Raw genomic sequence first — 26,317 nt, 5'->3', positions numbered from 1 at the left:
AAGTGCAACATATGCATAACAAAAAAATGCACGTGGACACAGTTACGCTCCGCAATTTTTATGGTGTCGCTTCGCTCTTATACCATAAAAATTTCTCCGCTCCACTGTGCCAGTGATTTTGGCGTTATGCACGGCAGTGCTCATTTAGAAAAGTAAATTTTAATTAAGAAGAATTATGCGAACTGTTATTCTGTTTTTTACTCTGATTTTTTCTGGTTGCGATATATTGTTGGATGAGGCTTTTGATTGTATTGACAATGATAAACCTGAATTTGATATCAAATCGCTACCTATAGCTTATTTGAATGAGGTTTATTCACAGGAGATTAAGGTCAGTATAGTCCGTGAATCTAATGACTCCTGGTATCAGTATGATTTTGATATATCAGGGGTTCTTCCTGTCGGATTGGAGCTTCGGACGGATCAATTTTCTAGGGTCGCTGAATTATATGGCGTACCCGTGGAGTTGGGCGAATATAGTTTTAATTTAAGAGTTATGGTTACTGAACCTGAAGGTTATGAAGAAACGGATGAAAACTACGATGACGGTGATGATTTGTGCCACAATGAAGCGGATCGTAATTACGTTATTAACGTAGTCGTTCCAGATTAGCTTAATATCAACTAAAAATTAGGTGAATGCATAACAATCCAATGCACGCGGAGCCAGCTACGTTGCGCAATTGTTTGTGGTGTCGCTTCGCTCCTTTATACCACAAAAATCGCTCCACTCCGCTGGCCCGGTGATTGGGGCGTTGAGGCTGTAGAAAAACTCTGAAAAATGGCGGTTTTTTGATAAAATGAGCTACCTCTTCAGGAGCAAGCGCCATGGCTAAATTCAAGTCCTATGATTACAACCAGACGTCTATGGTTGTGATCAATTTCGAAGAACAGTTACAACCCGGAACCTTCGAACACGCGATACATTATCTGATTGATGAGCGCTTGGATCTTAGCGTCTTTCATCCCCAGTACAAGAATGACGGAGGGGGCCGTCCGGCATACGATCCCGCCATTTTACTGAAGATTATTCTGTTTGCGTATTCCAAGGGTATTACCTCCAGTCGCGAGATCCAATGGTGCTGTGAGACCAATATCATTTTCAAGGCATTGTCGTGCGATACGGTGCCGCATTTCACCACCATCGCCAGCTTTGTCAGCAGCTACCCGGAATCCATAGAAGCCTTATTTGAACAGATTGTACTAATATGTGATCAAGAAGGCCTGATCGGTAATGAACTGTTCGCCATTGATGGCTGCAAACTGCCCAGCAATGCGGCCAAGGAATGGTCGGGTACATTGGACGAGTTAAAGCTGAAGCGCGACAAGATTCGCAAAAAAATCCGCCACTGCATTAAAGAGCACAAAAAACTGGATCGCCGCCGAAGCGATGATAAAGAACGAGCGCGACGTTTGGAAAAGAGCATTACTACCCTGGACAAGGCCTTCAACAAGATCGATCAATTCCTAAAGACAGCCAGTCCACGGATGGGCAAGGCGAAACAGCGCAAGGAAGTGAAGAGTAATATTACTGACAACGAATCGGCTAAGATCACCAGCAATAAGGGTACGTTCCAGGGCTACAACGGGATTGCGGCAGTGGATAAAAAGCACCAGATCATTGTGGAAGCGAGGGCGTTTGGTGAAGGCCAGGAATACCATACGCTGCGACCCATGCTGGAGGGGATTCGAGAACGCTATCAGCGGTTGGGGCTTAGTGACAATATTTATCAAGACGGTACCATCGTCACGGCCGATACCGGTTATGCCAGCGAAGATAACATGCAGTATCTTAACGGTAATGGGATTGATGCGTATGTGCCTGACAACCAGTTCCGTTTGAGGGACAAGCGCTTGGGGGGTCAGAAACAAAAGCATGGTCCTCGCCATCCTGGGACAGCAGGGCGGGGAGAGATCTATCCTGCTAGTCGCTTTTGGTTTAATGCCACCAGCAAAACCTGTGTTTGCCCCGCAGGAAATGCGATGTGGTTGCGCAGTGAAAAGATGGATGCCCACGGTCATACGCAGTTTAACTTTGAAGGCCGCTTAACGGATTGTCGTCACTGTCCGCAGAACTCGCAGTGTATGCACAACCCGTCGGCGGCGGATGACGGAAAGGGCAACGGTCGACAGGTGCGCTTCACCCTAAAAACGAAACCCAGTGCCACCGATTGGATGAAACGACGCATCGACAGTAAGCGTGGCAAGGAAATCTATGGCCATCGCATGTCGGTGGTGGAACCAGTGTTTGGTAATCTTACGGCGAACAAACGGTTAAACCGATTCAGTTTGCGGGGTAAAGCGAAAGTGCAGGGTCAATGGCAATTGTTCTGTATGATCCAGAATATTGAAAAGATCATGCGTTATGGAGCGTCAATGGCAAGCTAGTTATCCACATTGATGAGCCAATAAGCCGGTGCAACTTTGTATTATGTTAAACGCTTTGGATGGTTTATGATCGGGTAGTCAAAGCATTATTTGGGCTGTGGATAAGTGGTTTTGTGTGATAGTTTTTCTACAGGTTCGTTAAATGTGATCGGATATTGAGTCCGTTTCTAGATAACTTTGATTCTGATGTCGAAGAGAATGAGAAAGGTGACTGAGTGGCTGAAGGTGGGCGTCGCCCGAAAGGGAGCGCTCTCTGGTATATGCCGGACACAGGTTCGAATCCTGTCCTTTCTCCCAATAATAGCTTGGAACACTTACAGCAAAGAGGGAGAGTATGTTTAGCGAAAATATGCCTTCATCTATTTCTAAGGTGGCAATTATAGGGCTCTTGGGTGCCGTAATTTGGTTAGCTGTTCTGAACATATATAATGGGGTTGTTCATGAACCCCGGTTTTTTGTGGTTTCTATAGTCGGATTTTCTCTGTTCTTGATGTCTAAGCTAGCTATGGTAAAGAAAGGGTACCTGATATCGTTTGGGACTGGAAATATGAGTACGTTTGCAGCCAATTTCTACAGGGTTGGTTATTGGCTCATGGTTGTTGGTGTGCTAGGCACGCTTTTTGGGCCTAGCATTTAACAACACGCCCTGAGGTGGACAGCAAGTAAAACTCAAGTTGTCAGAGCGTGATTTAATAGCGGCGACTTCCGTTCTTTAAGCGCCTGTAAATATGTGGATTCATCATAAGGCTTGTGCTCGATCCAGCATCTAAAAGCGATACGCTGCAAGGGACTTAGTTATAATAATTTGACCAAGGTCCCCAGCTCAGCTCCATCAACGTATGATTTGCTACGAAACTTTATCATATGCTGCTTCCGCTCTGCCGAGCAGCTTAGTAATCCGTTATGCGCAGCTGGAACGTGGATATAGACACGGAACTCAGAATAGTTTTTCATAATGTGAAAAGATTGATGTGTATCAAGTATTGATACCTAAGGTTTTAAACCATAATACTCGATTGGTTTTGATATCTTTAATGTGCCCGATATCTAGAATCACTAGCTCTGACTAAGGAGATAGTGATGAAGAAGATCATGGTTCTTATGATTGTTTTGCTGGCCACGGGCTGTGCTACGGTTACAAAAGACTTGGCTAGAACATTGAGATATGCTGATGGTAATGTCGTTGGGATTAACAATATTGATTTCAAAGAGCTTCAAACTAGAAAAAGAGGCGAGGCTTGTACTTGGAATCTATTTTTTATTCTACCTATATATGGGGACGGATCAATAATCACAGCAGCAGATGCTGGGAAAATCAATAATGTAGAGCTAACTGGAGAGACAGGTTTGTGGTATTTTCCGGCCAACAAAAACTGCACAGTTGTTTATGGCGATAGCGCAAGTTAGTATCAGTTTGAAACGCTAATATATGGACATAACAAATGCATTATCTGTCGCTCCGGCCTATGGCCTACGCTGTACGAGAATGTAAATGTAAAATGTAGTAGGTACTACTTATGAAGAAAGGGATTTTTGCGATATTCCTTATCACAATAGCCGGAATTACAGTATTTTCAATTGAGTCTGGTAAACAAATTTCCGTAAATGAGGAGCTTCGAGCAGAACCACTTGATCGCTTTCACGAGGGTCAAACAGGTATTACCCGCTACCGCATTTCAGGAGAAGGTAAAACCGTAGTTCTTATTCACGCATTTAATGGATATTTGGAATCATGGGATCCTAATGTATCTGAGCTAGTGAATGCTGGGTTTAAAGTTGTAACTTATGACCTTTGGGGGCGAGGCTTATCTGATAGGCCGTTGATAAACTATGAATTGGCAGACTTTAGGAATCAGCTTTCCGAAATTATAAGCTTAACCGGTGATGGTGCTGTATATCTGGCTGGTGCGTCGTTTGGTAGTGTCATAGCGGCTGATTACGCATTACATTATCCTGATCAGGTAGAGAAAGTTGTGTTCATCGGCCCTGCCGGTTGGCCCGGTGACAGTGGAAATGCAGAAGCTTTTTTAGCGCTACCATTTCTTCCTGATGTGATTTTCGGGATTTTTGGCAAGCAAATAGTTGAGCCGATTGTCAAAGCATATCTGCATGACCCAATTGCTCACCAATGGGCTATCGATCGTTGGTCCGAGTATGCATCTCTCCCTTCTTTCGGAAGGGTTGCACTTTCTACAATGCGTAACTCTCCCGTTAGAGATTACACTGAAGGTTGGTCAGCCTTCGGAAGGTTAAATAAACCTAATATTTTCATATGGGGCAAGCAAGATATAAGCTTCCCATTTGAAAATTCGATTAAGGCTAAGTTACTCGTTCCCAATACAAAGGTAATCGAAGTTGACGATGCAGCCCATTGGGTTAACATTGAGAATCCCCAAACCGTGAACGGCGCGATAATTGAGTTTCTTGGTCTTTAGGTAATGTATATTAAATTGCTGAGCAGACGCTTCCACCGGTACTTCGCACCTATCCTGATGTCTGTATGCAGGGGTATTGCCGTGATAATTAAAATATTCTGGTTGCTGTAGTTCAACGATTTAGGTGGCGTGCTCGTAACCAAATATCTGAGACTATGAATGGTTCCACAATTCGCAGGAGTTTTCTGCAGGCTCGTTATTGGGTAAGTAGCAATTTGTCTAGAGGGTTAGGCTTATGGATAACTACAAGAAAGATATGCTTCTTATTGATTTTGAAGTGCGACGAAATGATGTGCTTCAGCGTCTTCAGAGGATTGAAGAAGACATGCGCTATGGCGCAATTATAACTGGTGGGTTATGGGCATGGATTATACCCAATTTAGATGATGAACTTGTTAGCACGTATCTTGTTTGGATGCCGACGGTGTTCGTTTTGTTTATGTGTCTAAAGTATATAGCTCAAGACGGCGCTGTGAAGTTTTCCGGTAAATACATCAGACATTTGGAGGATGTATTCGATCTTCACTCACTAAAGGGCTGCTGTGGCTGGGAGAGTTATCTTAAAGCAAATGAAGCTAATCATTTTATTCATAGAAAGCTGTTAAGGTACCATAGTGTTTTATTCTGGCTGTCACTATTGGTAATTAATATCTTTGGTGGTATATATTTTAAGAGTTTTCTTGAAAATTAACTCTGCAAGTCAATGCTCGAGTAATTAGCCAGATTTAGCTGGCAGTTTTCGTGACCAGTGCAGAAATTGAGATTGTTTGGGTGGCTGGCTTAATGCACCTTATGCGAGGCTTCTATCTGTGGCCGATATATTGTACGACTTCGAGTTCTGAGCGTCATAATATTATGGTTTAATCAATAATTGAGAATAGATCTATGCACATTATTATTGGAGTACTTACTGCTATCGCTGGCCTTGTCTGGGCTCTGCATTCTCTACATAATTCGGGAGTGGATATTAACTCTTTCAATCCCTTTACCTGGGCCAGGCGTCGGCGTTGGGAGAAGCTCTACGGTGCTAAGCCGCTCTTTAATCTTGAGAAACCAATGGAAGCCGCTGCAGTGCTCATCGTTGGTACTTTAACGCAAGAAGGAGTAATTACTTCGGATCAGAAAGCACAAGTGGTTGACATGTTTGTTAGACATTTCCATCTTAGCAATGAAAATGCTGCTTCTCTTTTTGCTTCATCAGCCCACATGGTCAAGAATGAGATTAACCTGCACGAATCCGTAAAGAGTATACTTGCTCCATGCTTGGATTCTCTGACACCCGATATGAAGGACACGCTTGTCGATATGTTGAATGACGTTGCCAGACTGGATGGTATGGTTGCTGAGCACCAGCAAAAAATAATCAATTCTGTATGTGGCGTGTTTAGTGGCACTCCATCCAGTACGAGTAAATGGGGGTAACCTGAAAGCACCTGAGGTATTACTTCAGGTGCTTGGGTAGTTTTGGGTAAGGGAGGGGCAGCTATGTGCTTGGTCACCGTTCATATACTAGAATATGCCCTTTGAAGTCGTTATCGAGGTAGTCTGTATGAGTGGGTTTCAGTTGGGTAGACGAAAAGCCGGACTCCGCCAATAAGTTGCTTAACTTATTCTTTCTGCCGCGCCCGGGGTCAACAATGATGACCTGGCAGTTAGGCTTGGAATGTCCTGCAATAAAATCTGCCAGCAATTGAACGTGCTCATCTTCATATAATAGATCGCTGCCTATTATCAGGTCAAAGAGGCCCAGGCTGTCGTTTTTATCCGACCAGTTTGCTTGTTCAAATGCAATCAGGTTGTCGTCATTCAGTTGGGCATTCCGCTGTAAAAACTTATGCACTTCAGGGTGGTAGTCTGTTGCGGTGATATCCGCACATTGTTTGTTGAGTAACAAGCTGGAAAGCGCGATGCCGCAGCCAACTTCCAGTATTCGCTTTGACTGTGTGTCATAGTCAGAAATGAAGTGTGCAAGTACCATGCTTGACGGCCAAACAACACCAAAAATGGGCCAGGCGGCTGAAGATATTCCCAGACTTTCAGCAATACCGTCAGGGTCATGAAATTCCTGTTTATCCCGCAATGTGCACAGATGTATATCAATTTCACCAAACTCAATGGTTTGGTAGCATAGGCGGGGATTTGTCATTAGGCTGCCTCGAATTATGAGCGCTAAGCCAGCTATCGAACACAGATAAATGACAAAACGAGTGTGTGCTGTAGAGTATAGTAATTGTTTAATAAATCAATGCGTTTCAGTGGGCACTATTTAGTTGTATTGGGCACCATTAGGGTGGAGTGCCCTTAGGGATGCTGTTGGAATTTTGCTCCGGGCGCTCGTGGTCAGGGCATTTTGGCCAATGTTGTTGTCGCCTAATTGGTTAAGTGCGTCAACGAATCTTGATCCAGAATAACGTCAGCGGATGTTGGCCACTGGTCAGTGGAACGTTATCCATCGTCTCCCGTGGCGTTTGGTTGTTATGGGTTGAAAGTCAGGTGTAATAGCGTATGAAGCAATCCAAGTTAATCAAAATCGTGGATTTTTTGTCATTTATCTCGCTGATTTCGATGTTGACGACGGGTATTCTAATGGAGTATTCCCTTCCGCCAAAAAGCGGGCCGGATCAGATATGGAGTTTAACGAGGCACGACTGGGGCGATATTCATTTCTACAGTTCATTGGTGTTTTTGTCTCTGATGGCGGCTCACTTGGTTACGCACGCTAAATTCATAAAGTCTGCATTATTGGGTAAGGCCAAGCGAGAGTATAAGTACCGGATCGCCATAGGCATGGCCGGATTAATAGCATTGATTGCGCTGATGTTCGCCACGATTATGGCACCGGTCGAAACCGGAACGAAAGTCAAATCATGGCAACATCAAGCAAGTGATTAGTTGGTTCCGTTTATAAGCCGGTATTGATGTACGGATATTGCGGACATCGTTGCTGTAACACAGCACGAAGAACGGTTCTCTATCCTTTGTTATAAACACGTTAAAGTCAAAGAGAGATAAATCATGGTCTACGATCCCGGACTGGAAGAAAGGCTTCGCGAATATTTTCATGGGCGCCTGGAAGTGGAAGTGAAGAAAATGTTTGGCGGGCTTTGTTTTATGGTATCAAACCATATGTGCTGCGGCATCGTGGGCGACATGCTGATGGCGCGAGTGGGGCCCGACCACTATGCTGCGTGTTTGCGAAAAAAGCATGCGAAAGAAATGGATTTTACCGGGAAGGCCATGAAAGGCATGATCTATGTTTCGCCGGAGGGGATTGAAAACGATAGGGCGTTGCGAATGTGGGTAGAATTGTGCGAATCTTTTGTGCTGTCGCTCCCACCGAAGGCATCAAAGGTGTGTGATTGATATGAGTGTGGGTAGATAGATCGTTATAAAGGGTCATAATGTATATTGAAACTGAAAAGAAATTACGCGAATTATATGGGTTTCCTAAAGGAAGATCGAAGGATAAGCAGTTGGATAGGCTTGAGGTTCATACTAAACGATTCATTTCTCTTTCGCCTTTTGTATTGATTTCAACCTGCAGTAAGCAGGGTGATCTCGATTGCTCTCCAAGGGGAGGCAACGCGGGTTTTGTCGTGCCTGTGAACGATCACTGTTTACTGATTCCGGACTCCAAAGGTAATAATCGCCTGGATAGTTTCGTCAATATAGTGAATACCGGTAAGGTAGGATGTCTTTTCCTGATACCAGGTGTGGATGAAACGCTGCGGGTGAACGGTGAAGCGAAGATCTCCACATCACCGGAGTATTTGAATCGATATACGGAGTGGAGTAATCCCCCCCGAGCCTGCATAGTTGTCAGTATAAATGAGGTTTTTTTGCATTGTGCAAAGGCGTTGATGAGATCCGGATTATGGGATCAGAACAATAAAATTGACCGTAAGGTATTACCTACAATGGGTAAAATGCTCAATGATCAGTTATCGATTTCTGAGGAGCCGGAAACTCAGGAGAAGATGATCGAGCGCTATAAAAGAGATCTGTAATTTCCACTGGTATGCCGCCTATAATGTGCTAAGCAATAATCTATGCCACATAATATTGTCTCATGATTCATGAGTTGGTTAGGGAGTATCGGATTTATCTTTGTGATGCCCGGCTAGTATGGTTCGTGACTTGTATGGTTTATGATTATGGCAACTAAAGGAGCATTATCAGATTGATTTCCAGATTGCCCAAATGGGTGGAGGTAGGCGCTTTTGTTTTGGCGTCAGTCGCTGGCTTTGTTAATGCAATCGGCCTTCTCAGTTTCGAGCATCAATCCGTATCACACCTTTCCGGAACCGCAACACTGCTCGGAACGAGCCTGTTGTATGCGCCTTCTGAAACCACAGTACATCTGCTTGGTGTGTTGCTGTCTTTTTTGGCAGGATCATCCATCGCCGGATTTTTGTTGCACGGCTCCACGTTAAAACTGGGTCGGCATTATGATACAGCATTGTTGTTAGAGTCTATCCTGCTCTTTGTGGCGTTTGCCTTTTTGTTCCAAGGTTCTTTTTTCGGCCACTTTTTTGCGTCGGCAGCCTGTGGTTTACAGAACGCCCTGGCAACGACTTATAGTGGTGCGGTGATTAGAACCACTCATGTTACCGGAATTTTTACCGATTTGGGGATTATGATTGGCGCCTTCCTGAGGGGAGATAAACTCGATAAGCGCAAAATTAAGCTTTTTACCCTAATCATCGCCGGGTTTATCCTTGGTGGTACCGCAGGCGTGTTTTTGTATAGACAAGTCGATGTGTTGGCTTTATTGCTTCCGGCCAGTATTTGCATGGTCATTGCGTTTGGTTATCGTGTTTACACCCGCAATCGTGGCTGAAGGGTGAATCTTGCACCGCATCGGTCTGTGGCTGTTTCTATCTATTAGTGTTGATGTTATTTGAGGATCAGGATGAAGGAAATTAGCAGAATAAATCATATCGGTATTCGGGTGGCGAATCTGGAGACTGCCCGTGCGTTCTATGAAAAATTAGGCTTCGAGTTCATTGCGGGGCCGGTGGGGCCGGAACCCGTTGCGATCATGGAGCACCCCTCAGGCATTAACATCAATTTTATCCTGAATACGAATGCGGCTACGACGGAAAACGTATTGATGGATATACCGGTTAAGCATTCGGGATACACCCATATGGCGCTGGAAGTGGATAACCTGGAATCCGTTCAATCACAGTTAGCGGACCACAATATTGCGATTAGCGGCGGGCCGATCGTTTTGCCTGATGGAGCCACGTTTATTTTTGTGCGGGATCCCGATCGCAACGTAATAGAATTTCACAAACCGGCCGGGCGCGCTTAGTTCGATGTGGTTCGACGCGAAGTTATCAGCTAGTTGTATGCCTTACACCAGTATTTAGCTGGTCCATTTAGGGGTCACTGCAGGGAGGAAGGAGGATGATTCATCAGGGAAGTTGTCACTGTCAATCGGTGGTGTTTGAAGTGGAGGCGCCGGAGACAATCGAGGCAGTGTATTGCAATTGCTCAATATGCACCAAATCAGGGTACCTGCATTTGATTGTGCCCCTGAGTAAGTTCAAGCTCAAGCAGGGCTCAGATATGTTGATAACCTATACGTTTAATACGGGTGTGGCCAAGCATACTTTTTGTAAGATTTGTGGAATCAAGCCATTCTACACGCCGCGTTCGAATCCGGACGGGGTGGATATCAATGTTCATTGCCTCGATACCAGCGGGTTATCTGTGGTCATAACGGAGTTCGACGGGGCTCATTGGGAGCAGCATGGACACACTCTGTCGCATTTGAGTAAAGAGCAGTAACAGATTCGCTTGCTGTGCGTCTAAGGTTCGGTAACCGCAGCAGTGAGTACCGGTTGCGGTTGAAACGAGGGTGAAACCCACCGGAGTAGAACTGAATGACTGATAGTGAAATTGAATACGTGCCTTTTGGTGCACTGAATCCGACTGAATGGCTCGATGTGTTGAATGATGGCAATCTGCGAAGGCATTTGGTCGAACATCCGTTGTTCGGCCCCGAGAGTATTCAGCACTGGTTGAACGAGAAGTCTGAGATCGATACCCTGCCCGGGTGCCGTATACGGGCGGTCATGATCGGTGGCAGGTTGGCTGGTTGGTGTGGAATCCAGCCCGATGAGTATGGCTATGAGATCGCCATCGTGCTTTGCAGTGCGTTTTGGGGCATTGGTATTACAATATTCAAAGACATGATGGCATGGGCGAAAGAAATGGGGCATGGGCAGCTTGTTTTTCATCTGCTGGATTCCCGGCCAGAGTACAAAAGCCTGCGAAAGCTGGCCTGTAACATTCACACAACGGAGTTGATGGGGCGGGCTTTCACTTCTTATGTGATTGAGGTGGATAAGTGGCAACGCTAGGGGGCAATCGAAGATGAAACTGTGTCGGGACTGTCAACATCAGGTCAGTGAGCAGGCGGCCATCTGTCCACATTGTGGGGCTCCCCATCCTGCCCAAGCAGCATGGGACGGTTGGGGCTGGGAGTACAAAAGTGCTGCCCGCATTGGCCAATGGCCGATACTGCATATCTCGTTCAAATACCGCCAGAACCGGATGCCGGTACCGGCGAAGGGGATTATCGCCATTGGACAGTTCGGAGTTGGGGTGGTAACCATCTCTCAATTCAGTGTGGGCTTGTTCAGCCTCAGTCAGTTTACGGTGGCAGGCTTCGCTGTTGCACAATTTGCGTTGGCGTACGCCTGTTTGGCCCAGTTTGGCATCTATATCGAGAGGGGCGGCGGCCAGGTTGTGAAAAGTGTTGCAGAGATATTGGGTTTCTTATAAAGGTTGCTGGATTTCTTATAAGAGTTACTGGGCTTGTCTTAAATCGCCTGATCAGAATCCAACGGGAGCAAACGGCTTACTCTAAACGGGAGAAATACAATGGAAGAGAACAGATTTCAAACACCGGATTCCAACTTGATTGACCAGAATGAGGTTGAACTTCAGTTGGCGTCGCGCTGGGCGCGTTTGGGAGCCTCGATTCTGGATGCCATCATCATGATGATACCTCTTATGTTGGTGCTGTACCTGACCGGTTTTTTTGATCAGGTGCTGGAGGGCGAGGAGCCTTCGATGATGATGAATTTAGTGATGGGACTGGTGGGCGTGGTGGTGTTTGCTGCCATCAATTTCAAGTTTTTGCTGGAATCGGGGCAGACCGTGGGTAAAAAGGCATTGGGTATCAAGATCGTGGATTTGGAAGGTGAGTTACCCAGTGTGCAACAGCATCTGCTGGTGCGGTATGCGGTGTATTTCGGGCTTGGCTACATTCCCATGGTGGGAGGGCTGTTGTCGCTGGTGAATGTGCTGTTCGTGTTTCGTGGCGACAAGCGTTGCCTGCACGATTTGGCTGCCAAGACCATGGTGGTTCGTTGCTAGGGCGGCAGAATGATAAGTTGGGCCTGTTTCGGGAAAATAACACTGGACAATATTCAGAACAGGCTATAAAGTTCTTTTCAGCTAGAAAGAAAGTCTCCTAAAGAATCTACATTTCGCTGTATTATCCGTAACAACGTCCTGCAGGTCTCTAAGTTCAGTCAAGATTTCAAAGCTATCCCTGCCTTTTCGAAGGCTAAAAACTATTTAATTATCAGGATGTTAGACATGTCTAATACAGTTAAAGGAACCGTTAAGTGGTTCAACGAATCAAAAGGTTTTGGTTTTATTGAGCAAGAGTCTGGTCCAGACGTATTTGCTCACTTCAGCGCTATTCAGAGCTCAGGTTTCAAAACCCTGGCTGAAGGCCAGCAAGTTGAGTTCACTGTAACTCAAGGCCAGAAAGGTCCTCAAGCTGAGAACATCGTACCTCTGTAAGGGGTAATTAAACGATATTTCAGTTCTAAAAAAGGGCAAGCTGCAGAGCTTGCCCTTTTTTATTGCCTGGAAAAAGAGACACCCTTCACACTAGCCATTGCAACTTGTCCGGGTTACGTAACGCATCTATCTGGCGGATACCGCTCTCATCCACTACAAAGCTGAAGGCGGTGACCAGCTTGTGTGCCTCGAATATCAGCAGCCCCGGCGCACCGTTGAAGCGCTGTATCCGGTAGCTGAGCATCACACCGGGATCGCTGTAATGTGGCAACATCACCCGTTGAATCCAGTCCACTACATCCGACCGCCCCCGCAGAATGCGACGTACCGCGGTGGCTTTGCCGCCACCATCGGCTTTGAACACGATGTCTTCACTGAGCAGGGTCACCAGCTCCGAGGTGTTGGCCTCGCGGATGGCGCTAAAAAAAGCCGTGACCATGGCGCTGTGCTCATTGCTCTTTACCGATGAGGCCACAGGCTGTTGGCGGATTCTATTGCGGCTGCGGCTGGCCAGCTTTCTACAGGTGGCTTCGGGTTTATCCAGCATGACGGCAATGTCTTGAAAGCTGAAGTCGAACAGATCATGCAGTATGAATGCGGCCCGCTCACCCGGTGTGAGCTGCTCCAGCAGGGCCAGCAGGGCCATGGTAATGGACTGATCCAGCTCGAGAAGGTGTTGTGGATCGGTGTGCGAATCGCACAATGGGTCCGGTAACCAGCTGCCGATATACTGCTTGCGCTGTTCTTCTGCGCTCTTGCAATGATCCAGCGCCAGGCGGGTGACCACGGTGCTCAACCAGGCCCTTGGGTTCGCCACGACTTCATGCTGTTTGCTCCAGCGCAGATAGGCCTCCTGTACGATGTCTTCGGCGGCATGCCGTGAGCCCAGCATGCGATAAGCCAGCCCCATCAACAATGGGCGTTCGGATTCGAAGCGGTGCTCAATGGTACTCATGGCAACACTCATAGTGTAATGGTGACGGCCTGGCAGGCTTGCGTCAGCCCCAGGGCCCGTTTGATGGTTGGATACACTTTGGCGCTGGCGATGGCCACTCCCAACTCCAGTAGTTGCCCTTTACTGCATGCCTGTTGCATTGCCTCCATCAACTCCGGTTCAACGCTGCCCTGGGCAGCCACCTGGCGGGCATAGTGAAGTACCTGTTGTAGATGGGCAGGCAGGGTGCTGCCGCCATCCAGCGCGGCGGATAGCCATGCAACCGGCAACCCCTGCTCCCGGGCCATATTAAGGTTCAGTTGCAGGCAGCCGCCACAATCCTCCTGCTGCATGCTGGCGATTTTGGCGATCCAGAAGACCTCGGTGGAAAGCAGTTCCCGGTGCCGGGCCATGGTTTGAAAGTGCTGAAAGTGGTCATAGCTACCCGGTGCGTGCTGCACCATGTCTTTGAGAAAGCCGGCATCATAATGATAGTGGGTTTCGAAAGCGGTAATTTGGTTGAGCAGTGCTTGCTGGTCTGTCATCACGGTGTCCTTTTATTGTGTGGGTATACCTATGACGATTCAAACCATTAGAATGTGACCACAACAGAAGAATAACGGCGAGTGCAATGCCCAAAGCGAGAGGAAAAATCATGTCACTGACGGGAGAATGTTTGTGCGGAAGCATAAAATACAGAATTAACGGTACGCTTCGTGATCCACGATCCTGTCATTGTTCGCGCTGCCGCAAGGCGTTCAGTGCCCAGGCGTCAAGTTATGCCGAAGTCAACGCGGACGATTTTGTCTGGTTGCAGGGTGAGGCGCTGTTAACCCGTTACGAAACGCAGCCGGGCTTTGGTTTGGCGTTCTGCAGCCGGTGTGGGTCCACGTTGTGCGGGCTCTATCAGAATGATGTGCACGGGATCACCCTGGGGTGCCTTAACGACGATCCTCAAATTGAGATGGGGTACCATATTTTTGTGGGATCAAAAGCCTCTTGGGAGGTCATTCCGGAGGGCATTGTCACCTATGCTGAAGGGGTGCCCCAGTCGGGTACGGAAAATTAACCCTTAGCAACGATCTTGATCCGATACCGGGGGCCGGGTGTCGGCGGGTAATCCAATACCCGTTAACGCCCGATCTATTACCGTTTCCAGTTCCGCATAACCTTTTCCCGCGCGGGCCATGGCGGCAGTACCGTTTACAGTGGTGACCAGAAACAGGGCGATGGATTCTGCCTCTTGGTCCAATTGCAGAGCCTTGGCTTCGTCATCTGTTTGCAAAAACTCCGTCAACAATGCTTGTGCATAATTGCCTGCCTGGCTGATCGTGTTCTGTGCCTGCGCCGGCATGGTTTCACCGGCGGCCTCAGCCACGCACAACGACACATAGCAACCTTTTGGGTTGTCCTCATCACACTGGCCGGAAAGAATGGCCAGCAGGTAGTTGCGCAATCTTTCCCGCAGGGGTGTGCCGGTATGGTACAGGTGCTCGTTCTTGGGCTTGGCGTAGGTATTCAGATAGTGTTCCGTGGCTTGCACAAAGAGGGATTCCTTATTACCGAACGCGGCGTAAAGACTGGGTTTGTTGATGCCCATGCCTTCGGTCAAATCCGCCAGTGAGGCGCCCAGAAATCCCTTTTTCCAGAATACATGCATGGCGGCTTCCAGCGCCTGCTGCTTATTAAATTCGAGTTTTCTGCCGCCTGCCATGATGTTGTGAGCCAACCTGATGTAACAAATTTTCCAACGATGGGTTGACACAATTATACCGATCAGTACAATTTCTACAAACATACCGATCGGTACAATATTCGCCGGCTATGTTTCCTTCCCCTTATCTCATGGAAAATGGAGTAATATCATGTCCTTATCAATCAAAAACAAAGTGGCGCTGGTAACCGGTGCCAATCGCGGCATTGGTAAAGCGATTGTGGAGTCCTTCCTGGCCCACGGTGCCGACAAAGTGTATCTGGCGGTGCGCAACCCTGAAACCACCACCGATCTGGCGCGCACGTATGGTGAACGGGTGGTGACGCTGCCGGTGGATATGTCGAATGCGGAATCCATTGCCAGCCTGGGCCAGCATGCCCGCGACGTTCAGGTGGTGGTGAATAACGCCGGGGTATTGGAGATTGCTGACCCACTTTGCGATCATGTTGAGGCAGCGCTGGAAGCCGAAATAACAGTGAATGTGTTGGGGTTGATACGGGTCGCCAAAGCTTTCGCGCCCATTCTGGAGGCCAACGGTGGCGGTGCACTGGTGCAGCTGAATTCGGTGGCATCCATTACCAACTTTACCGAATTCACCACCTATTCAGCGTCGAAGGCGGCAGCGTACTCGGTGACGCAGGGTTTGCGTGATAAGCTGGCACCCAAAGGGATCCAGGTGTTGAGCGTGCATCCCGGGCCCATCGCAACGGACATGGCCGCCAAAGCCGGCCTGACCGGTGATCCGGCCAGTAGCGTAGCGGAAGGCGTCGTGGCGGCGTTGGAGCAGGGCGCGTTCCATCTGTTTCCGGATACCGTTGCGCAAGAAATATGGGGCGCCTATCAGGGGTTTGCCCAGGCAATTATTACGCCGCCACCGGCGCAGTAAAGCAATCTGTTCGGTCAATACAGGGTAACCAGAAGGACAATGTTTATGGCACAAAACACCCCGCAATATGTACCCCCCAGGGTGTGGCAATGGCAACAGGACAACGGCGGCAACTGGGCGAGTATTAATCGCCCGGTTGCCGGTGCCACCCACGAGAAAGCACTGCCGGTGGGAGAGCACCCGCTGCAGCTCTACTCCATGGGAACACCGAACGGCCAGAAAGTCACAATCCTGTTGGAAGAACTATTGGCGTCCGGTGAGCAGGGGGCGGAATACGATGCCCACTTAATCAGTATCCTGGAGGGAGAGCAGTTCTCGTCCGGCTTTGTGGAGATCAACCCCAATTCCAAAATACCGGCGCTGGTGGATTACTCCACTGCAACGCCCACACCGGTGTTTGAATCCGGATCCATCCTGCTGTACCTGGCAGACAAGTTTGGGCGTTTTCTGCCGCAAGGGCACCATGGCCGTACCCAGGCGCTTAACTGGTTGTTCTGGCAGATGGGGTCGGCACCGTTTTTGGGCGGAGGCTTCGGCCACTTTTACAGTTACGCGCCGGAGAAAATTGAATACGCCATTGATCGCTTTACCATGGAAGTGAAGCGCCAACTGGACGTATTGGACCGTCATTTGGCAGATCACGAATTTATGGCGGGAGCGGAATACTCCATTGCCGATATGGCAATCTGGCCCTGGTATGGCGGGTTGGTGCGTGGCGAACTGTATAACGCTGCGGAGTTTCTGGATGTGGGTTCCTATAAAAATGTGATGCGCTGGGCAAACATGCTTTGGCAACGTCCGCCCGTGCAACGGGGCTGGCGGGTTAACCGGTTCTGGGGGCCGGAAGAAGAACAGCTCAGAGAGCGCCACGCCGCCAGCGATTTTGATCGCCCTTAACCGCACCTGTTGTGATGCATTCGTCATGCTTTTGCGAGTATGATGAATGCGTTTTCAAAGCAGGTACCTGCCGCTATGAATGTTGCCTCGGTTAAACAGTTTTGCCGGTCGTTTGCCGGTGTGACAGAGAAAATATCCGGCCACCCGGCGAATATACTGACGTACTCGGTGGCAGACAAAAAGTTCGCTTATTTCAAAACCAGTGAGCCGGAACAGTGGCGTTTCAGTTTTCGTGCCACGCCTCAGCGATTTCTGGAACTCACCGATCAGCCCGGTATCCGGCCTGCCCGCTATATGCATCGGTTCCATTGGGTGACGGTGGTCAAGGTGGCGTCGATGGATGAAGCCTATCTCCGGGAGTTGATTCAGTGGTCCTACGATACAGCGTTGTCCGCTTTGCCCAAGAAAGTACAACGTGAAATACGCGGTGGCGATTCCTGAGTGAGTGCATGGGCCGTGTCATGGGTCGTGTGGTCGTGTATAGATGGTTGCTGGCGCCAGCAGGCCATGGCTGAATAAGAATAATGTGCTCGGTTGTAATCAGGGAGGTGTGCTAGCATAACGTCGGTCGATGTGTTATCCACGGTGATACATTGATGTTCATTATTTCTAAAGATCTCTTATTTATTTGTTAGTAAGGATACTAATCACAATGAAAATAACATTGGGTAAAATCAAATCGTTGAAAGTCAGGCCGTTATCCGTACTGCTGGGATTGCTGATCATTGCTTGTGGTGGTGGGGCAACATTACCGTCGTGGTTTGTGGATTTTGGAAATGGATACGCCACCCGGGGCTACGTGTTTTCCGCGGCTGATCAGCAATCGCTGTATCACATGGTGTTCGATTATGGCCAGGGGCAGGTTGCTTTACGGGAAGTGAATCTACAGGGTGAGGTGTTGAAGTCCACAATGATGAATGTGGCCAGTTACGCCAATGGTTATCCATGGCCGAATCTGTTTTATCCGGACCAGGAAAACGGTGTATACGTAACTAACCCAGATGCGGAACAGGTGTTCTACCTGAATGGGAAAACAGAGAATGTCTGGGTGGGTCTGGATCAGAGCTTTGTGGATGCCGGAAAGAACTTGTACATCCAGTCCTCGGCTGCTGTGTTGGGCAATGCGCTGTTTCTAACCGGTTACATGAGTGATCGCCAGTACTTCGGTGATTCAACAGGCTGTGTTCTGCTTAAGGTAAACGCCGCAGGAGAGGTGGACCCCTTGGTGTTTCGGGATCGCTGTTTCTCCGATATAAAGTCTGATGGTGAAACCATTCTGTTGACCGGAACTTATAATGATGGAGTGAACCCCGATGGCAATTCAGGCATTGCGATGCGCTTTGATGAGCAGATGAATGTGCTGTCGCAGTTTGAATACAGTGCTGGCTACTTCTACGTTTTTACTTACGATGATGATCAGATCCTGGCCATGGTCGACAACGACAGGCTGTTACTGAATCAGAACGGCGACGTGATCAGTGAAGGCTTTATGGATAAATGGAATCAGAAATTTCTGGCGGATCAGCAGGGTGGTTATTACGCTATACGCTACACCAGTCAAGGCAGGCGCCCGCTCCTGCCCGTGTTGCAGAAAGCCTGGGTATCCCATTACGATGGCGTTGGTAATCTGAATTGGTCCCGTGAGTTGTCAGGGGTGTCCGAAATCTTTACCGCAAAGTATGCCCAGGTCAATCAACAGGGAGCGCTTGAGTTGAGCCTGAGCGGTGGGCACATGGCAGTGACCGGTACCGAGTTCGATCTCAGCGCATTTGAAGACAACACTGAAATCAGCGTCGACCTGAACATTCGGGGATTTGATGAGGCAGTCATCAATCACCATGTGTTTACGCCAGCTGGAGAGATGCTGCGCAGCGTGACGGAAGCGCCCTGGGTTAGGCGGGGAGTGTTGGATTCTGAATACAGTCAGCTGTACGTTGTACCTGACTCCGTGACGCCAGGTAACGGCAGCTTGTTTAACTCTGTATTCCTGCCGGATGGGGCGGTGGCCAGTGCGACATTCTATTGCACCGGGGAATGGGTGGACTGTACCCATCGCCTGAACCTCTATCGTTAAAATCGTCAGCTGTTCTCTGGCGCTGGTAACGGTGTAGTGGTTAAAACCCCGTTGCCGGCGTGTAGAGTGCAACCAGCTGGGTTACTTGATCATCCCCCAGAGCAAAATAGGCCACCATTACCAGCAGCATTAACAGTGGGCGTAATAGTGTGTGTGCAGGCTTTAGGCGCATGGCGTGTCTCCAGTTGACGCTGGGTCAATCCGATGGTGGCTCTGCTTTTGCAATCCTTATGCCTGTCTGTGGTCTTCGCCCCCCTTGCTACGGTCCAGCCTACGGGCTATGGCGTTTGATTCGGTGCTGAATCATCATGAATTCAAACGGTTACTGGCCCCTTTCTTTTATACCTGTTCACACGTATAGCGCGTACCCGGTTCGGCAATGCACCACGGCGGTTAGGTCGTTGTGTATGGAACCCGACATTGAGCACAGGCCTTTTGTGCTGTTTACGGAAACTCTGTCGCAGATCACGCAATCCTAATTTTATTGTCGCATTGGCGACACACCATCATCTCCGCCAATATCTTTTAAAACAATGAGTTAAGTGGTGGTATGGCCATTGCACCCAACTCCTTGCGGTTGCCGTTGTCAGCCATTATCAGAGGTCGCGCCATGAAAGCTAAGGACATTGCAGAACTGTTGGATGAGCCCGCTTGCAGCCACAACAAAAAGGAGAAGTCCGGTTGTGCCAAGCCCAAGCCCGGTTCCACGGCCGGTGGCTGTGCCTTCGACGGGGCGCAGATTGCGTTACTGCCCATAGCGGATGTAGCGCACATTGTGCACGGACCCATCGCCTGTGCCGGCAGCTCCTGGGATAACCGAGGCACCCGCTCCAGCGGTGCGGATTTGTACCGCATCGGCATGACCACTGACCTCACGGAGCAGGATGTGGTCATGGGGCGTGCCGAAAAACGTTTGTTTCATTCCATCAAGCAGGCCATTGAAGATTATCAGCCACCGGCAGTGTTCGTTTACAACACCTGTGTGCCGGCATTGATTGGTGACGATGTGGACGCAGTATGCCGGGCCTCAGAGGAACGCTGGGGTGTGCCGGTGGTGCCGGTGGACGCAGCGGGTTTTTATGGCACCAAGAATCTTGGTAACCGCATCGCCGGTGAAGCCATGGTGAAGTACGTCATTGGTTCCCGGGAGCCGGATCCGTTACCGGCGGGCACTGAGCGGGAAGGCATTCGTGTACACGATGTCAACCTGATCGGTGAATACAACATTGCCGGTGAATTCTGGCATGTATTGCCGTTGCTGGATGAATTGGGAATTCGGGTGTTGTGCACCCTGTCCGGGGATGCCCGCTTTCGTGAAGTACAGACCATGCATCGAGCCGAAGTCAATATGATGGTGTGTTCCAAGGCGATGCTGAACGTAGCGCGAAAAATGGAAGAGAACTACGGCATCCCCTGGTTTGAAGGCAGTTTTTACGGCATCACCGACACCTCGCAGGCGCTGCGGGATTTTGCCCGCCTGATTGGTGATGATGATCTTAGCCGTCGAACTGAAACGTTGATCCAGCGGGAAGAGCAACGTGTGCGGGCTGCATTGGAGCCCTGGCGTGAACGCCTTAACGGCAAACGGGTTTTGCTGTACACCGGTGGCGTTAAATCCTGGTCGGTGATCTCGGCGTTGCAGGATCTGGGAATGAAAGTGGTGGCAACGGGCACCAAGAAATCCACTGAAGAAGATAAAGCCCGCATCCGTGAGCTGATGGGTGATGATGTCAAAATGCTGGATGAGGGCAACCCCAAGGTGCTGTTGCAGACGGTGGCGGATTACAAGGCCGACATCCTGATTGCCGGTGGCCGTAACATGTATACCGCGTTAAAGGCCAAGATTCCGTTCCTGGACATCAATCAGGAACGGGAGTTTGGATACGCAGGTTATGAGGGCATGCTTGAATTGGTGCGGCAATTAACGCTGACGCTGGAAAGCCCGGTATGGGATGCCGTGCGCCGGCCCGCACCCTGGGTTGAGACCGCAGGTGAACTGTTGACGGTGAATGGATAAGGGGAGACGGCCATGCCAGAGATCATAAAACGTAAAAAACCATTATCCGTCAGCCCCCTGAAAACCAGCCAGACCGTGGGCGGTGCATTGGCCTTTTTGGGCATCGCCCGCTCCATGCCTTTGATGCATGGCTCCCAGGGTTGTACTGCTTTTGCCAAAGTGTTTTTTGTGCGTCACTTTCGCGAACCGGTGCCCCTGCAAACCACCGCCATGGATCAGGTCAGTTCAGTGATGGGCGCCGATGGCAATATTGTTGAAGCGCTGAAAACCATTTGTGAAAAGAGTAATCCGTCGTTGATTGGTTTGGTGACCACCGGTTTGGCGGAAACGCAGGGTGCCGACATCAAGCGTGCCACCTGGGAGTTTCGCGAAAAATTTCCCGAATATGATAAGACCGCCGTGGTAGCAGTGAATACGCCGGATTTCAGTGGCAGTTTTGAAAGCGGTTTTGCGTTGGCGGTCAAGGGCATCATCGATACGCTGGTACCTGATGATAAAAGCCGAAAGGGATTGCGGCAGCGTCAGGTGAATGTATTGTGCGGCGCGAATCTGACCCCCGGGGATCTGGAGTTCGTTGCGGAAAGCATTGAAAGCTTTGGGTTGCGGCCTTTGATGATTCCGGATCTGTCCGGTTCGCTGGACGGCCACCTGGATGAAAGCCCTTTTAATCCTTTGACCGCGGGGGGCACCTCCGTGGATGACGTTGCAACGGCCTGTGAAAGCATTGCCACCCTGGCCGTAGGGGAAAGCCTGTTTTCCTCGGCAGAGTTGTTGCGTAAGAAATGCGATATTCCGGTGTTTCGTTTCGGGCATTTGATGGGATTGGATGAAGTGGACGACTGGTTCAGCACACTGGCGAACCTGAGCGACAATCCCGTGCCTGAGCGGTGGCGACGGCAGCGCAAGCAGCTGCAGGATGCGATGCTGGATACTCACTTTATGCTGGGTCAGTCGCGTATAGCCATTGCGGCTGATCCGGATATGTTGTCGGGCTTCCACCGCCTGTTAACCGGGATGGGGGCAGAGACGGTCGCAGCGGTGGTCCCGGCAAAAGGAATCGCACTGGAATCACTGGATGTGGAGCAGGTCCATATCGGCGATCTGGAAGATCTGGAAAAAGTGGCGCGGGAAAAAGGTGCTCAGCTGGTGCTGGGTAACAGTCATGCGGTGGCGAGCGCACAGCGTTTGGGTGTGCCCATTCTGCGTATCGGTTTTCCCCAGTACGACCTGGTAGGCGGCTTTCAACGTTGTTGGTTTGGCTACCGTGGTACGTCCCAGGCGTTGTTCGATCTGGCAAACCTGGTTATGGCGCATCACCAGGAAACTCAGCCCTACCATTCCATCTACGCGCAAAAACAGGATTCGCCACAGTACATTGAAAACCGGCAGCAGCAATGGAGGCACTAGCAATGGGTGGACCCACTCGGCAGTTGAGAGTTCTGGATGATGGCCAGAGCGAGACACTGATGAAAGTGGCGTTTGCGTCTTCAGACCGCAAGCTGGTGGATCAGCATTTTGGCTCAGCCTGTTCGTTTGTCATCTACGGTGTTGATGCGGAACAGATCCAGCTACTGACCGTCAGTGAATTTGCAGAGCTATCTGCCGACGAGTCGGAGGACAAACTGGCGGGGAAGCTGGCACTGCTGGAAGGTTGTATTGCCGTGTATTGTCGTGCCTGTGGTGCATCGGCGGTACGTCAGTTATTGGAGTTGGGGATTCAGCCAGTGAAAGTAACCGAGGGTGCCCGAATTGATGAGTTGATCGACAGTTTGCAACAGGAGCTGAGAGAGGGGCCATCCACTTGGTTGGCGAAAGCCATTCAACGTAACCGGCATATGGGCAGCCATGCATTTGACGCTATGGAAGCGGATGGGTGGTTGGAGTGAGATTAGGTTTTACCGTATTGAAACAGCAGCTTCTGATGATCTGAAGTTGAAACATACAGCACAGTAACATTAATGAGAGGCATATCATGACTGACGCCGTTGTTGAAGAAAATAATCCCCACATGACCCACCCCTTTGTCAAGCAGGTGGTAACCCAACTGCGGGCGCTGGACAGTTATGGTACCTATGACACCTGGACCGACGCCAAGGTTCTTGATCCGATGATTCTGACGAAAGAGCGGCGGCGGGAGATCCCCGTGGTGGGCGATCCGGATGAAACCACCATTGCGCGATTGAAGGCTTACTACAATGCCATCGCCTCGACGATTGAGCGGGAATCCGGTTTGATGGCGGTGCCCATGGTGAATCTTACCCATGAAGGTTTCGGCCGTGCCATTGTAACGGTGGGCAAACTGATCGTGGTGGATAAAACCCTGCGTGATGTGCATCGCTTTGGCTTTGATTCGCTGGAAAAACTGATTGCTGAAGTGGAAAAGGTCACCAGTAAGGCCATTACCCTGGTGAACGATCACCGCGAAGTAGCCAAGTTGTAATGTTGACAGAAAGTCGATTGTTAACAGTGAACAAGGGGGAGAAATCCAATGACCGAAGATGAATTGAAAGCGATGAAGAAAGAGGTGAGCAGTAAAAAGCGAATTGCCACCGACTGGGCATCGAAAATTCACGATGTGGTGGAAGACAGTCTCTGGAGCAGTTATCAGGAATTGCCTGATCTGGCACAGAAGGCTGTGGATGCCTGTGAAGAATGGGCCAGCGCCAAAGCCAAATACGAAGCTGCTGCCAAAGGCTGAGGTCAGGTCATTTCAAAAACCTGGAAGTAATCAACCGACACCTTTGAGAGGGGTGTGGAGAGAGGTGTGTCATGACAGACAATGTAATAGTCGGCCGTACCCGGGGTGGCGCTGAGTGGGTGCCTGAATTTGTTACTGATCTCAATGCATCAACCTGCATTGGCTGTGGGCGTTGCTATAAAGTCTGCCCCCGGGATGTGTTTGAGCTGGTGGATCGTGGCGAGGAAGTCGACGACGATGATGATTTTTACGATGACGACGATGAAATGATGGTCATGAGCATCAAGGACGCCATGGACTGTATAGGATGCAAATCCTGTGCTGCCGTTTGTCCTAAAAAATGTCATACACACGAAGCCGTAGCGGGGTAATTGCATATGCCACGTCCTGAGTATCACGTGTTTATTTGCAGTCAGCAACGGCCGGCAGGCCACCCGCGCAGCAGTTGTTCGGAAAAAGGGGCCGACAAACTCATGCCGGCTTTCTCTCAAGCCATTATTTCCCGTAATCTGTTCAACAAGGTGTCCCTGGTGCCCACAGGTTGCCTGGGCCCCTGTCAGGCTGGCGCGAACGTTTTAATCTTTCCGGGGGCGACCTTGTACATGGACGTACAACCTGAAGATGTGGATCAGATAATCGATCAACACCTGGTGGGTGGCGAAGTGGTTACGGAAAAACTGGCACCGGCGGAAGTCTGGTGAGGGCGTTGTTTGATGATAAATGACCGGAACACAACTGATCATGAACCCTGCCGCGAGGATTTGCGTGAGCAGGAAGCTCTGTCCGGTGTGGCGCAGGTTCATAGCGCGTTGGTGGCGGAGTTGGAGCGCAGCGGGCTTGGCCACCTGGGGACGCGCATTCCAAAACAATTAGCCAGTCACCAGATGCAAACGGATCCCTATGATGGCAGCCGTACCTTCGCCGGTGAGTGGCGCACAGAATCCGGGGCTCGCACGGGCAGTGTACTGATCCACCAGGGCGGTCAGGTATTTGCTGAATTCGATATTCTGGTTCCCCACCCAACGGATGAACGTTGGTTTGTGGAAGCAGTAACTGCCTGGGGAACACAAGCGCAGCTTAAGTCGGAGCTGAGGTTGTTGCCCGCCCTGGGTGCCTGATGTCCGGCAGTCTGGATGCCCATACATTATATGAGCTGATCATGGCCCGTGCCCGCCACCCCGGTGTTGTACAACAGGTGGCGCTGGGCTTAAGCTGGTCGCTGGCGTCGGTGCGGATGGATGATGGGGGCATGGCGCGGGGCTTGTGTTTCAGCCCCACCGATGCTCCCCGTAATCTGTCCTGGCCGGGCTCGCTGGCGGGCCGTGATGCCGCAGAGCTGGTGTCATGGTTGCTGCACTGGAATACCTGTGATGCCACTGTGGGGGCGGCGGTGGCCAACGCTATCATCAATTACCATTCACCATTGCCGGCCAGGGCGCAGGCACTACACTGTGCCGAAGCACCCCATCTGGCGGTGTTCGAACACTTCAAAGGCCGGCTCGCCGGCAGCCGGGTCGCCATTATCGGGCGCTATCCCGGTCTGGATCGTTATCAGGGTCAATTTGATTTCCACTGCATAGAGCGTCGGCCCGGCCCGGGCGACCTGCCGGATGCGGCGGCGGACTGGATTCTACCGCGATCCGATTGGGTGTTTATCACCGCCAGCAGCATGGCCAACAAAACCTTACCGCATCTGTTAAATCTGAGCCGACATGCACAAGTGGTGCTGATGGGGCCCAGTATGCCGTGGTTGGCGGAATGGGCGGATTTCGGCGTGAATTATCTGGCGGGTGTGCAGATCCGGGATGCCGAACGCTTGCTGCAAATCCTGCTGGAAGGAGGTGGTACCAACATTTTTGGTGAGTCTGTAGCCTACCAATTGTTGCCTCTGTGACAATTGCCCCGCGCAGGCTTCCTTGCCTGCTGTCGCAATTGCGACAAAGCCCTGCCCCCGTGAACTTTACGACAGCCTTCTAAACCCTGACAGCCATCGTAACTCTTTGATAAGTAACAAGGTGAGCCTTCTCTAAAACCTCTGGCACATGGCTTGCAAATTCCTCTGGGAACGCAAATGTATCGATTCCCAAACGCTTTAGCTACCGGAGAAACCGCCATGATACACCTTACCGATAACGCTGTGTCCGCCGTCAAACGCTTCATTGATTCTGCTGAAAAGCCCATAGCCGGTCTGCGCATCAAGGTGGAAGGCGGTGGTTGTTCCGGCTTCCAATACGGTATGCGCCTGGAGGAAGACGTGGCTCAGGATGATGAGGTGGTGGAGTTCCCCGGAATAAAAGTTTTGGTGGATCCCAGCAGCGCTCAGTTATTGCTGGGTGTTACCGTTGATTTTCTTGATGGCCTGGAAGGCAGCGGATTCAAATTCGAGAACCCCAATGCTGCCGGTAGTTGTGGTTGTGGAAAATCGTTCAGTTGCTAAGTGTCGGCAT

At 49.9% G+C, this 26,317-nt stretch carries 36 protein-coding genes and 1 tRNA gene; 32 read left to right on the top strand and 5 right to left on the bottom strand.

What is annotated here, in order from left to right:
- Positions 1–175 precede the first annotated feature (175 nt).
- The 7 genes from D9N13_RS01385 (at position 176) to D9N13_RS01355 (ending at position 6,245) form a co-directional block, all read left to right on the top strand.
- Complete coding sequence (locus D9N13_RS01385) at positions 176–613, top strand: hypothetical protein (protein ID WP_290584956.1); 438 nt, start codon at positions 176–178, stop codon at positions 611–613.
- 215 nt (positions 614–828) lie between these two features.
- The gene (locus D9N13_RS01380) at positions 829–2,388 is read left to right on the top strand and encodes an IS1182 family transposase (RefSeq protein WP_290584953.1); all 1,560 of its coding nucleotides are present in this window, start codon (positions 829–831) and stop codon (positions 2,386–2,388) included.
- Between the two features lie 201 nt (positions 2,389–2,589).
- A tRNA-OTHER gene (locus tag D9N13_RS01375) sits at positions 2,590–2,685 on the top strand.
- A gap of 783 nt (positions 2,686–3,468) precedes the next feature.
- On the top strand, positions 3,469–3,795 hold the full coding sequence (locus tag D9N13_RS01370) for a TRL domain-containing protein (protein ID WP_290584951.1): 327 nt from the start codon (positions 3,469–3,471) through the stop codon (positions 3,793–3,795).
- Positions 3,796–3,905: 110 nt separating this feature from the next.
- Complete coding sequence (locus D9N13_RS01365; protein ID WP_290584949.1) at positions 3,906–4,823, top strand: alpha/beta fold hydrolase; 918 nt, start codon at positions 3,906–3,908, stop codon at positions 4,821–4,823.
- A 235-nt stretch (positions 4,824–5,058) separates the two neighbouring features.
- Positions 5,059–5,514, top strand: coding sequence for a hypothetical protein (locus D9N13_RS01360; protein ID WP_290584946.1), 456 nt, complete (start codon positions 5,059–5,061; stop codon positions 5,512–5,514).
- A gap of 194 nt (positions 5,515–5,708) precedes the next feature.
- Positions 5,709–6,245 carry a TerB family tellurite resistance protein gene (locus tag D9N13_RS01355; RefSeq protein ID WP_290584944.1) on the top strand — a complete coding sequence of 179 codons (537 nt, stop codon included), beginning with the start codon at positions 5,709–5,711 and terminating at the stop codon, positions 6,243–6,245.
- Positions 6,246–6,318: 73 nt separating this feature from the next.
- Here D9N13_RS01355 and D9N13_RS01350 read toward each other — a convergent pair whose 3' ends face one another.
- A complete protein-coding gene (locus D9N13_RS01350; RefSeq protein ID WP_290584942.1) occupies positions 6,319–6,969 on the bottom strand; it encodes a class I SAM-dependent methyltransferase in 651 nt (216 codons plus the stop codon).
- Positions 6,970–7,328: 359 nt separating this feature from the next.
- On the opposite strand from D9N13_RS01350, the gene D9N13_RS01345 reads away from it, so the two are divergent.
- From D9N13_RS01345 to D9N13_RS01300, 10 genes are all read left to right on the top strand, one after another.
- Entirely contained in the window at positions 7,329–7,715 is a 387-nt protein-coding gene (locus tag D9N13_RS01345; protein ID WP_290584939.1) for a DUF4405 domain-containing protein, read from the top strand.
- Between the two features lie 123 nt (positions 7,716–7,838).
- A complete protein-coding gene (locus tag D9N13_RS01340; RefSeq protein WP_290584937.1) occupies positions 7,839–8,186 on the top strand; it encodes a TfoX/Sxy family protein in 348 nt (115 codons plus the stop codon).
- 38 nt (positions 8,187–8,224) lie between these two features.
- Positions 8,225–8,830 (top strand): pyridoxamine 5'-phosphate oxidase family protein, encoded by a 606-nt coding sequence (locus tag D9N13_RS01335; protein WP_290584934.1) that lies wholly within the window; start codon positions 8,225–8,227, stop codon positions 8,828–8,830.
- A 173-nt stretch (positions 8,831–9,003) separates the two neighbouring features.
- Positions 9,004–9,663, top strand: coding sequence for a YoaK family protein (locus D9N13_RS01330; protein ID WP_290584932.1), 660 nt, complete (start codon positions 9,004–9,006; stop codon positions 9,661–9,663).
- A gap of 72 nt (positions 9,664–9,735) precedes the next feature.
- The gene (locus D9N13_RS01325; protein WP_290584931.1) at positions 9,736–10,140 is read left to right on the top strand and encodes a VOC family protein; all 405 of its coding nucleotides are present in this window, start codon (positions 9,736–9,738) and stop codon (positions 10,138–10,140) included.
- A 95-nt stretch (positions 10,141–10,235) separates the two neighbouring features.
- Positions 10,236–10,619 carry a GFA family protein gene (locus tag D9N13_RS01320; protein ID WP_290584929.1) on the top strand — a complete coding sequence of 128 codons (384 nt, stop codon included), beginning with the start codon at positions 10,236–10,238 and terminating at the stop codon, positions 10,617–10,619.
- Between the two features lie 95 nt (positions 10,620–10,714).
- Complete coding sequence (locus D9N13_RS01315) at positions 10,715–11,194, top strand: N-acetyltransferase (RefSeq protein WP_290584927.1); 480 nt, start codon at positions 10,715–10,717, stop codon at positions 11,192–11,194.
- Between the two features lie 13 nt (positions 11,195–11,207).
- The gene (locus D9N13_RS01310; RefSeq protein ID WP_290584924.1) at positions 11,208–11,618 is read left to right on the top strand and encodes a hypothetical protein; all 411 of its coding nucleotides are present in this window, start codon (positions 11,208–11,210) and stop codon (positions 11,616–11,618) included.
- A gap of 99 nt (positions 11,619–11,717) precedes the next feature.
- Positions 11,718–12,215, top strand: a complete 498-nt coding sequence (locus tag D9N13_RS01305; protein WP_290584922.1) for an RDD family protein — start codon at positions 11,718–11,720, stop codon at positions 12,213–12,215.
- Positions 12,216–12,440: 225 nt separating this feature from the next.
- On the top strand, positions 12,441–12,650 hold the full coding sequence (locus tag D9N13_RS01300) for a cold-shock protein (protein ID WP_290584920.1): 210 nt from the start codon (positions 12,441–12,443) through the stop codon (positions 12,648–12,650).
- Positions 12,651–12,735: 85 nt separating this feature from the next.
- Here D9N13_RS01300 and sigJ read toward each other — a convergent pair whose 3' ends face one another.
- The gene (gene sigJ, locus D9N13_RS01295; protein WP_290584918.1) at positions 12,736–13,605 is read right to left on the bottom strand and encodes an RNA polymerase sigma factor SigJ; all 870 of its coding nucleotides are present in this window, start codon (positions 13,603–13,605) and stop codon (positions 12,736–12,738) included.
- Positions 13,606–13,613: 8 nt separating this feature from the next.
- Positions 13,614–14,129 carry a hypothetical protein gene (locus D9N13_RS01290; protein WP_290584915.1) on the bottom strand — a complete coding sequence of 172 codons (516 nt, stop codon included), beginning with the start codon at positions 14,127–14,129 and terminating at the stop codon, positions 13,614–13,616.
- 110 nt (positions 14,130–14,239) lie between these two features.
- Between D9N13_RS01290 and D9N13_RS01285 the strand changes: the two genes are divergently transcribed.
- Positions 14,240–14,653 carry a GFA family protein gene (locus D9N13_RS01285; protein WP_290584914.1) on the top strand — a complete coding sequence of 138 codons (414 nt, stop codon included), beginning with the start codon at positions 14,240–14,242 and terminating at the stop codon, positions 14,651–14,653.
- 3 nt (positions 14,654–14,656) lie between these two features.
- Here D9N13_RS01285 and D9N13_RS01280 read toward each other — a convergent pair whose 3' ends face one another.
- Positions 14,657–15,298 (bottom strand): TetR/AcrR family transcriptional regulator, encoded by a 642-nt coding sequence (locus D9N13_RS01280; RefSeq protein ID WP_290584912.1) that lies wholly within the window; start codon positions 15,296–15,298, stop codon positions 14,657–14,659.
- Positions 15,299–15,449: 151 nt separating this feature from the next.
- Between D9N13_RS01280 and D9N13_RS01275 the strand changes: the two genes are divergently transcribed.
- From D9N13_RS01275 to D9N13_RS01260, 4 genes are all read left to right on the top strand, one after another.
- Entirely contained in the window at positions 15,450–16,184 is a 735-nt protein-coding gene (locus D9N13_RS01275; protein WP_290584910.1) for an SDR family oxidoreductase, read from the top strand.
- A 45-nt stretch (positions 16,185–16,229) separates the two neighbouring features.
- Positions 16,230–17,081: a glutathione-dependent disulfide-bond oxidoreductase gene (gene yghU / locus D9N13_RS01270; RefSeq protein ID WP_290584908.1), complete on the top strand. Its 852-nt coding sequence runs from the start codon at positions 16,230–16,232 to the stop codon at positions 17,079–17,081.
- A gap of 75 nt (positions 17,082–17,156) precedes the next feature.
- The gene (locus tag D9N13_RS01265; protein WP_290584906.1) at positions 17,157–17,522 is read left to right on the top strand and encodes an MmcQ/YjbR family DNA-binding protein; all 366 of its coding nucleotides are present in this window, start codon (positions 17,157–17,159) and stop codon (positions 17,520–17,522) included.
- A 211-nt stretch (positions 17,523–17,733) separates the two neighbouring features.
- Positions 17,734–19,155 (top strand): hypothetical protein, encoded by a 1,422-nt coding sequence (locus D9N13_RS01260; RefSeq protein ID WP_290584904.1) that lies wholly within the window; start codon positions 17,734–17,736, stop codon positions 19,153–19,155.
- 40 nt (positions 19,156–19,195) lie between these two features.
- Here D9N13_RS01260 and D9N13_RS01255 read toward each other — a convergent pair whose 3' ends face one another.
- Positions 19,196–19,327, bottom strand: a complete 132-nt coding sequence (locus tag D9N13_RS01255; RefSeq protein WP_290584901.1) for a hypothetical protein — start codon at positions 19,325–19,327, stop codon at positions 19,196–19,198.
- A 438-nt stretch (positions 19,328–19,765) separates the two neighbouring features.
- On the opposite strand from D9N13_RS01255, the gene nifE reads away from it, so the two are divergent.
- The 10 genes from nifE to erpA all read left to right on the top strand — a co-directional run bounded on the left by nifE (position 19,766) and on the right by erpA (position 26,307).
- Positions 19,766–21,172, top strand: coding sequence for a nitrogenase iron-molybdenum cofactor biosynthesis protein NifE (gene nifE / locus D9N13_RS01250; protein ID WP_290584899.1), 1,407 nt, complete (start codon positions 19,766–19,768; stop codon positions 21,170–21,172).
- Between the two features lie 12 nt (positions 21,173–21,184).
- Entirely contained in the window at positions 21,185–22,579 is a 1,395-nt protein-coding gene (gene nifN / locus D9N13_RS01245; RefSeq protein WP_290584897.1) for a nitrogenase iron-molybdenum cofactor biosynthesis protein NifN, read from the top strand.
- Between the two features lie 2 nt (positions 22,580–22,581).
- A complete protein-coding gene (locus tag D9N13_RS01240) occupies positions 22,582–23,058 on the top strand; it encodes a NifB/NifX family molybdenum-iron cluster-binding protein (protein WP_290584895.1) in 477 nt (158 codons plus the stop codon).
- 86 nt (positions 23,059–23,144) lie between these two features.
- A complete protein-coding gene (locus tag D9N13_RS01235) occupies positions 23,145–23,612 on the top strand; it encodes a NifX-associated nitrogen fixation protein (RefSeq protein WP_290584893.1) in 468 nt (155 codons plus the stop codon).
- A 48-nt stretch (positions 23,613–23,660) separates the two neighbouring features.
- Positions 23,661–23,870: a CCE_0567 family metalloprotein gene (locus D9N13_RS01230; protein WP_290584891.1), complete on the top strand. Its 210-nt coding sequence runs from the start codon at positions 23,661–23,663 to the stop codon at positions 23,868–23,870.
- A gap of 71 nt (positions 23,871–23,941) precedes the next feature.
- Entirely contained in the window at positions 23,942–24,241 is a 300-nt protein-coding gene (gene fdxB / locus D9N13_RS01225; protein WP_290584889.1) for a ferredoxin III, nif-specific, read from the top strand.
- Positions 24,242–24,247: 6 nt separating this feature from the next.
- Complete coding sequence (locus D9N13_RS01220) at positions 24,248–24,571, top strand: (2Fe-2S) ferredoxin domain-containing protein (RefSeq protein ID WP_290584887.1); 324 nt, start codon at positions 24,248–24,250, stop codon at positions 24,569–24,571.
- A 12-nt stretch (positions 24,572–24,583) separates the two neighbouring features.
- The gene (locus tag D9N13_RS01215; RefSeq protein WP_290584885.1) at positions 24,584–24,988 is read left to right on the top strand and encodes a hypothetical protein; all 405 of its coding nucleotides are present in this window, start codon (positions 24,584–24,586) and stop codon (positions 24,986–24,988) included.
- Entirely contained in the window at positions 24,988–25,764 is a 777-nt protein-coding gene (locus tag D9N13_RS01210; RefSeq protein ID WP_290584883.1) for a DUF364 domain-containing protein, read from the top strand. The genes D9N13_RS01215 and D9N13_RS01210 overlap by 1 nt, the downstream gene beginning before the upstream one ends.
- Positions 25,765–25,983: 219 nt before the next feature.
- Positions 25,984–26,307: an iron-sulfur cluster insertion protein ErpA gene (gene erpA / locus D9N13_RS01205; RefSeq protein ID WP_290584881.1), complete on the top strand. Its 324-nt coding sequence runs from the start codon at positions 25,984–25,986 to the stop codon at positions 26,305–26,307.
- The last annotated feature ends 10 nt before the right edge of the window (positions 26,308–26,317 follow it).

Source organism: Ketobacter sp. GenoA1, from assembly GCF_003671475.1.
GTDB lineage: Bacteria > Pseudomonadota > Gammaproteobacteria > Pseudomonadales > Ketobacteraceae > Ketobacter.
The sequence above is the reverse complement of the archived record's forward strand: the minus strand, read 5'-3'. Positions and strand labels throughout refer to the sequence as shown.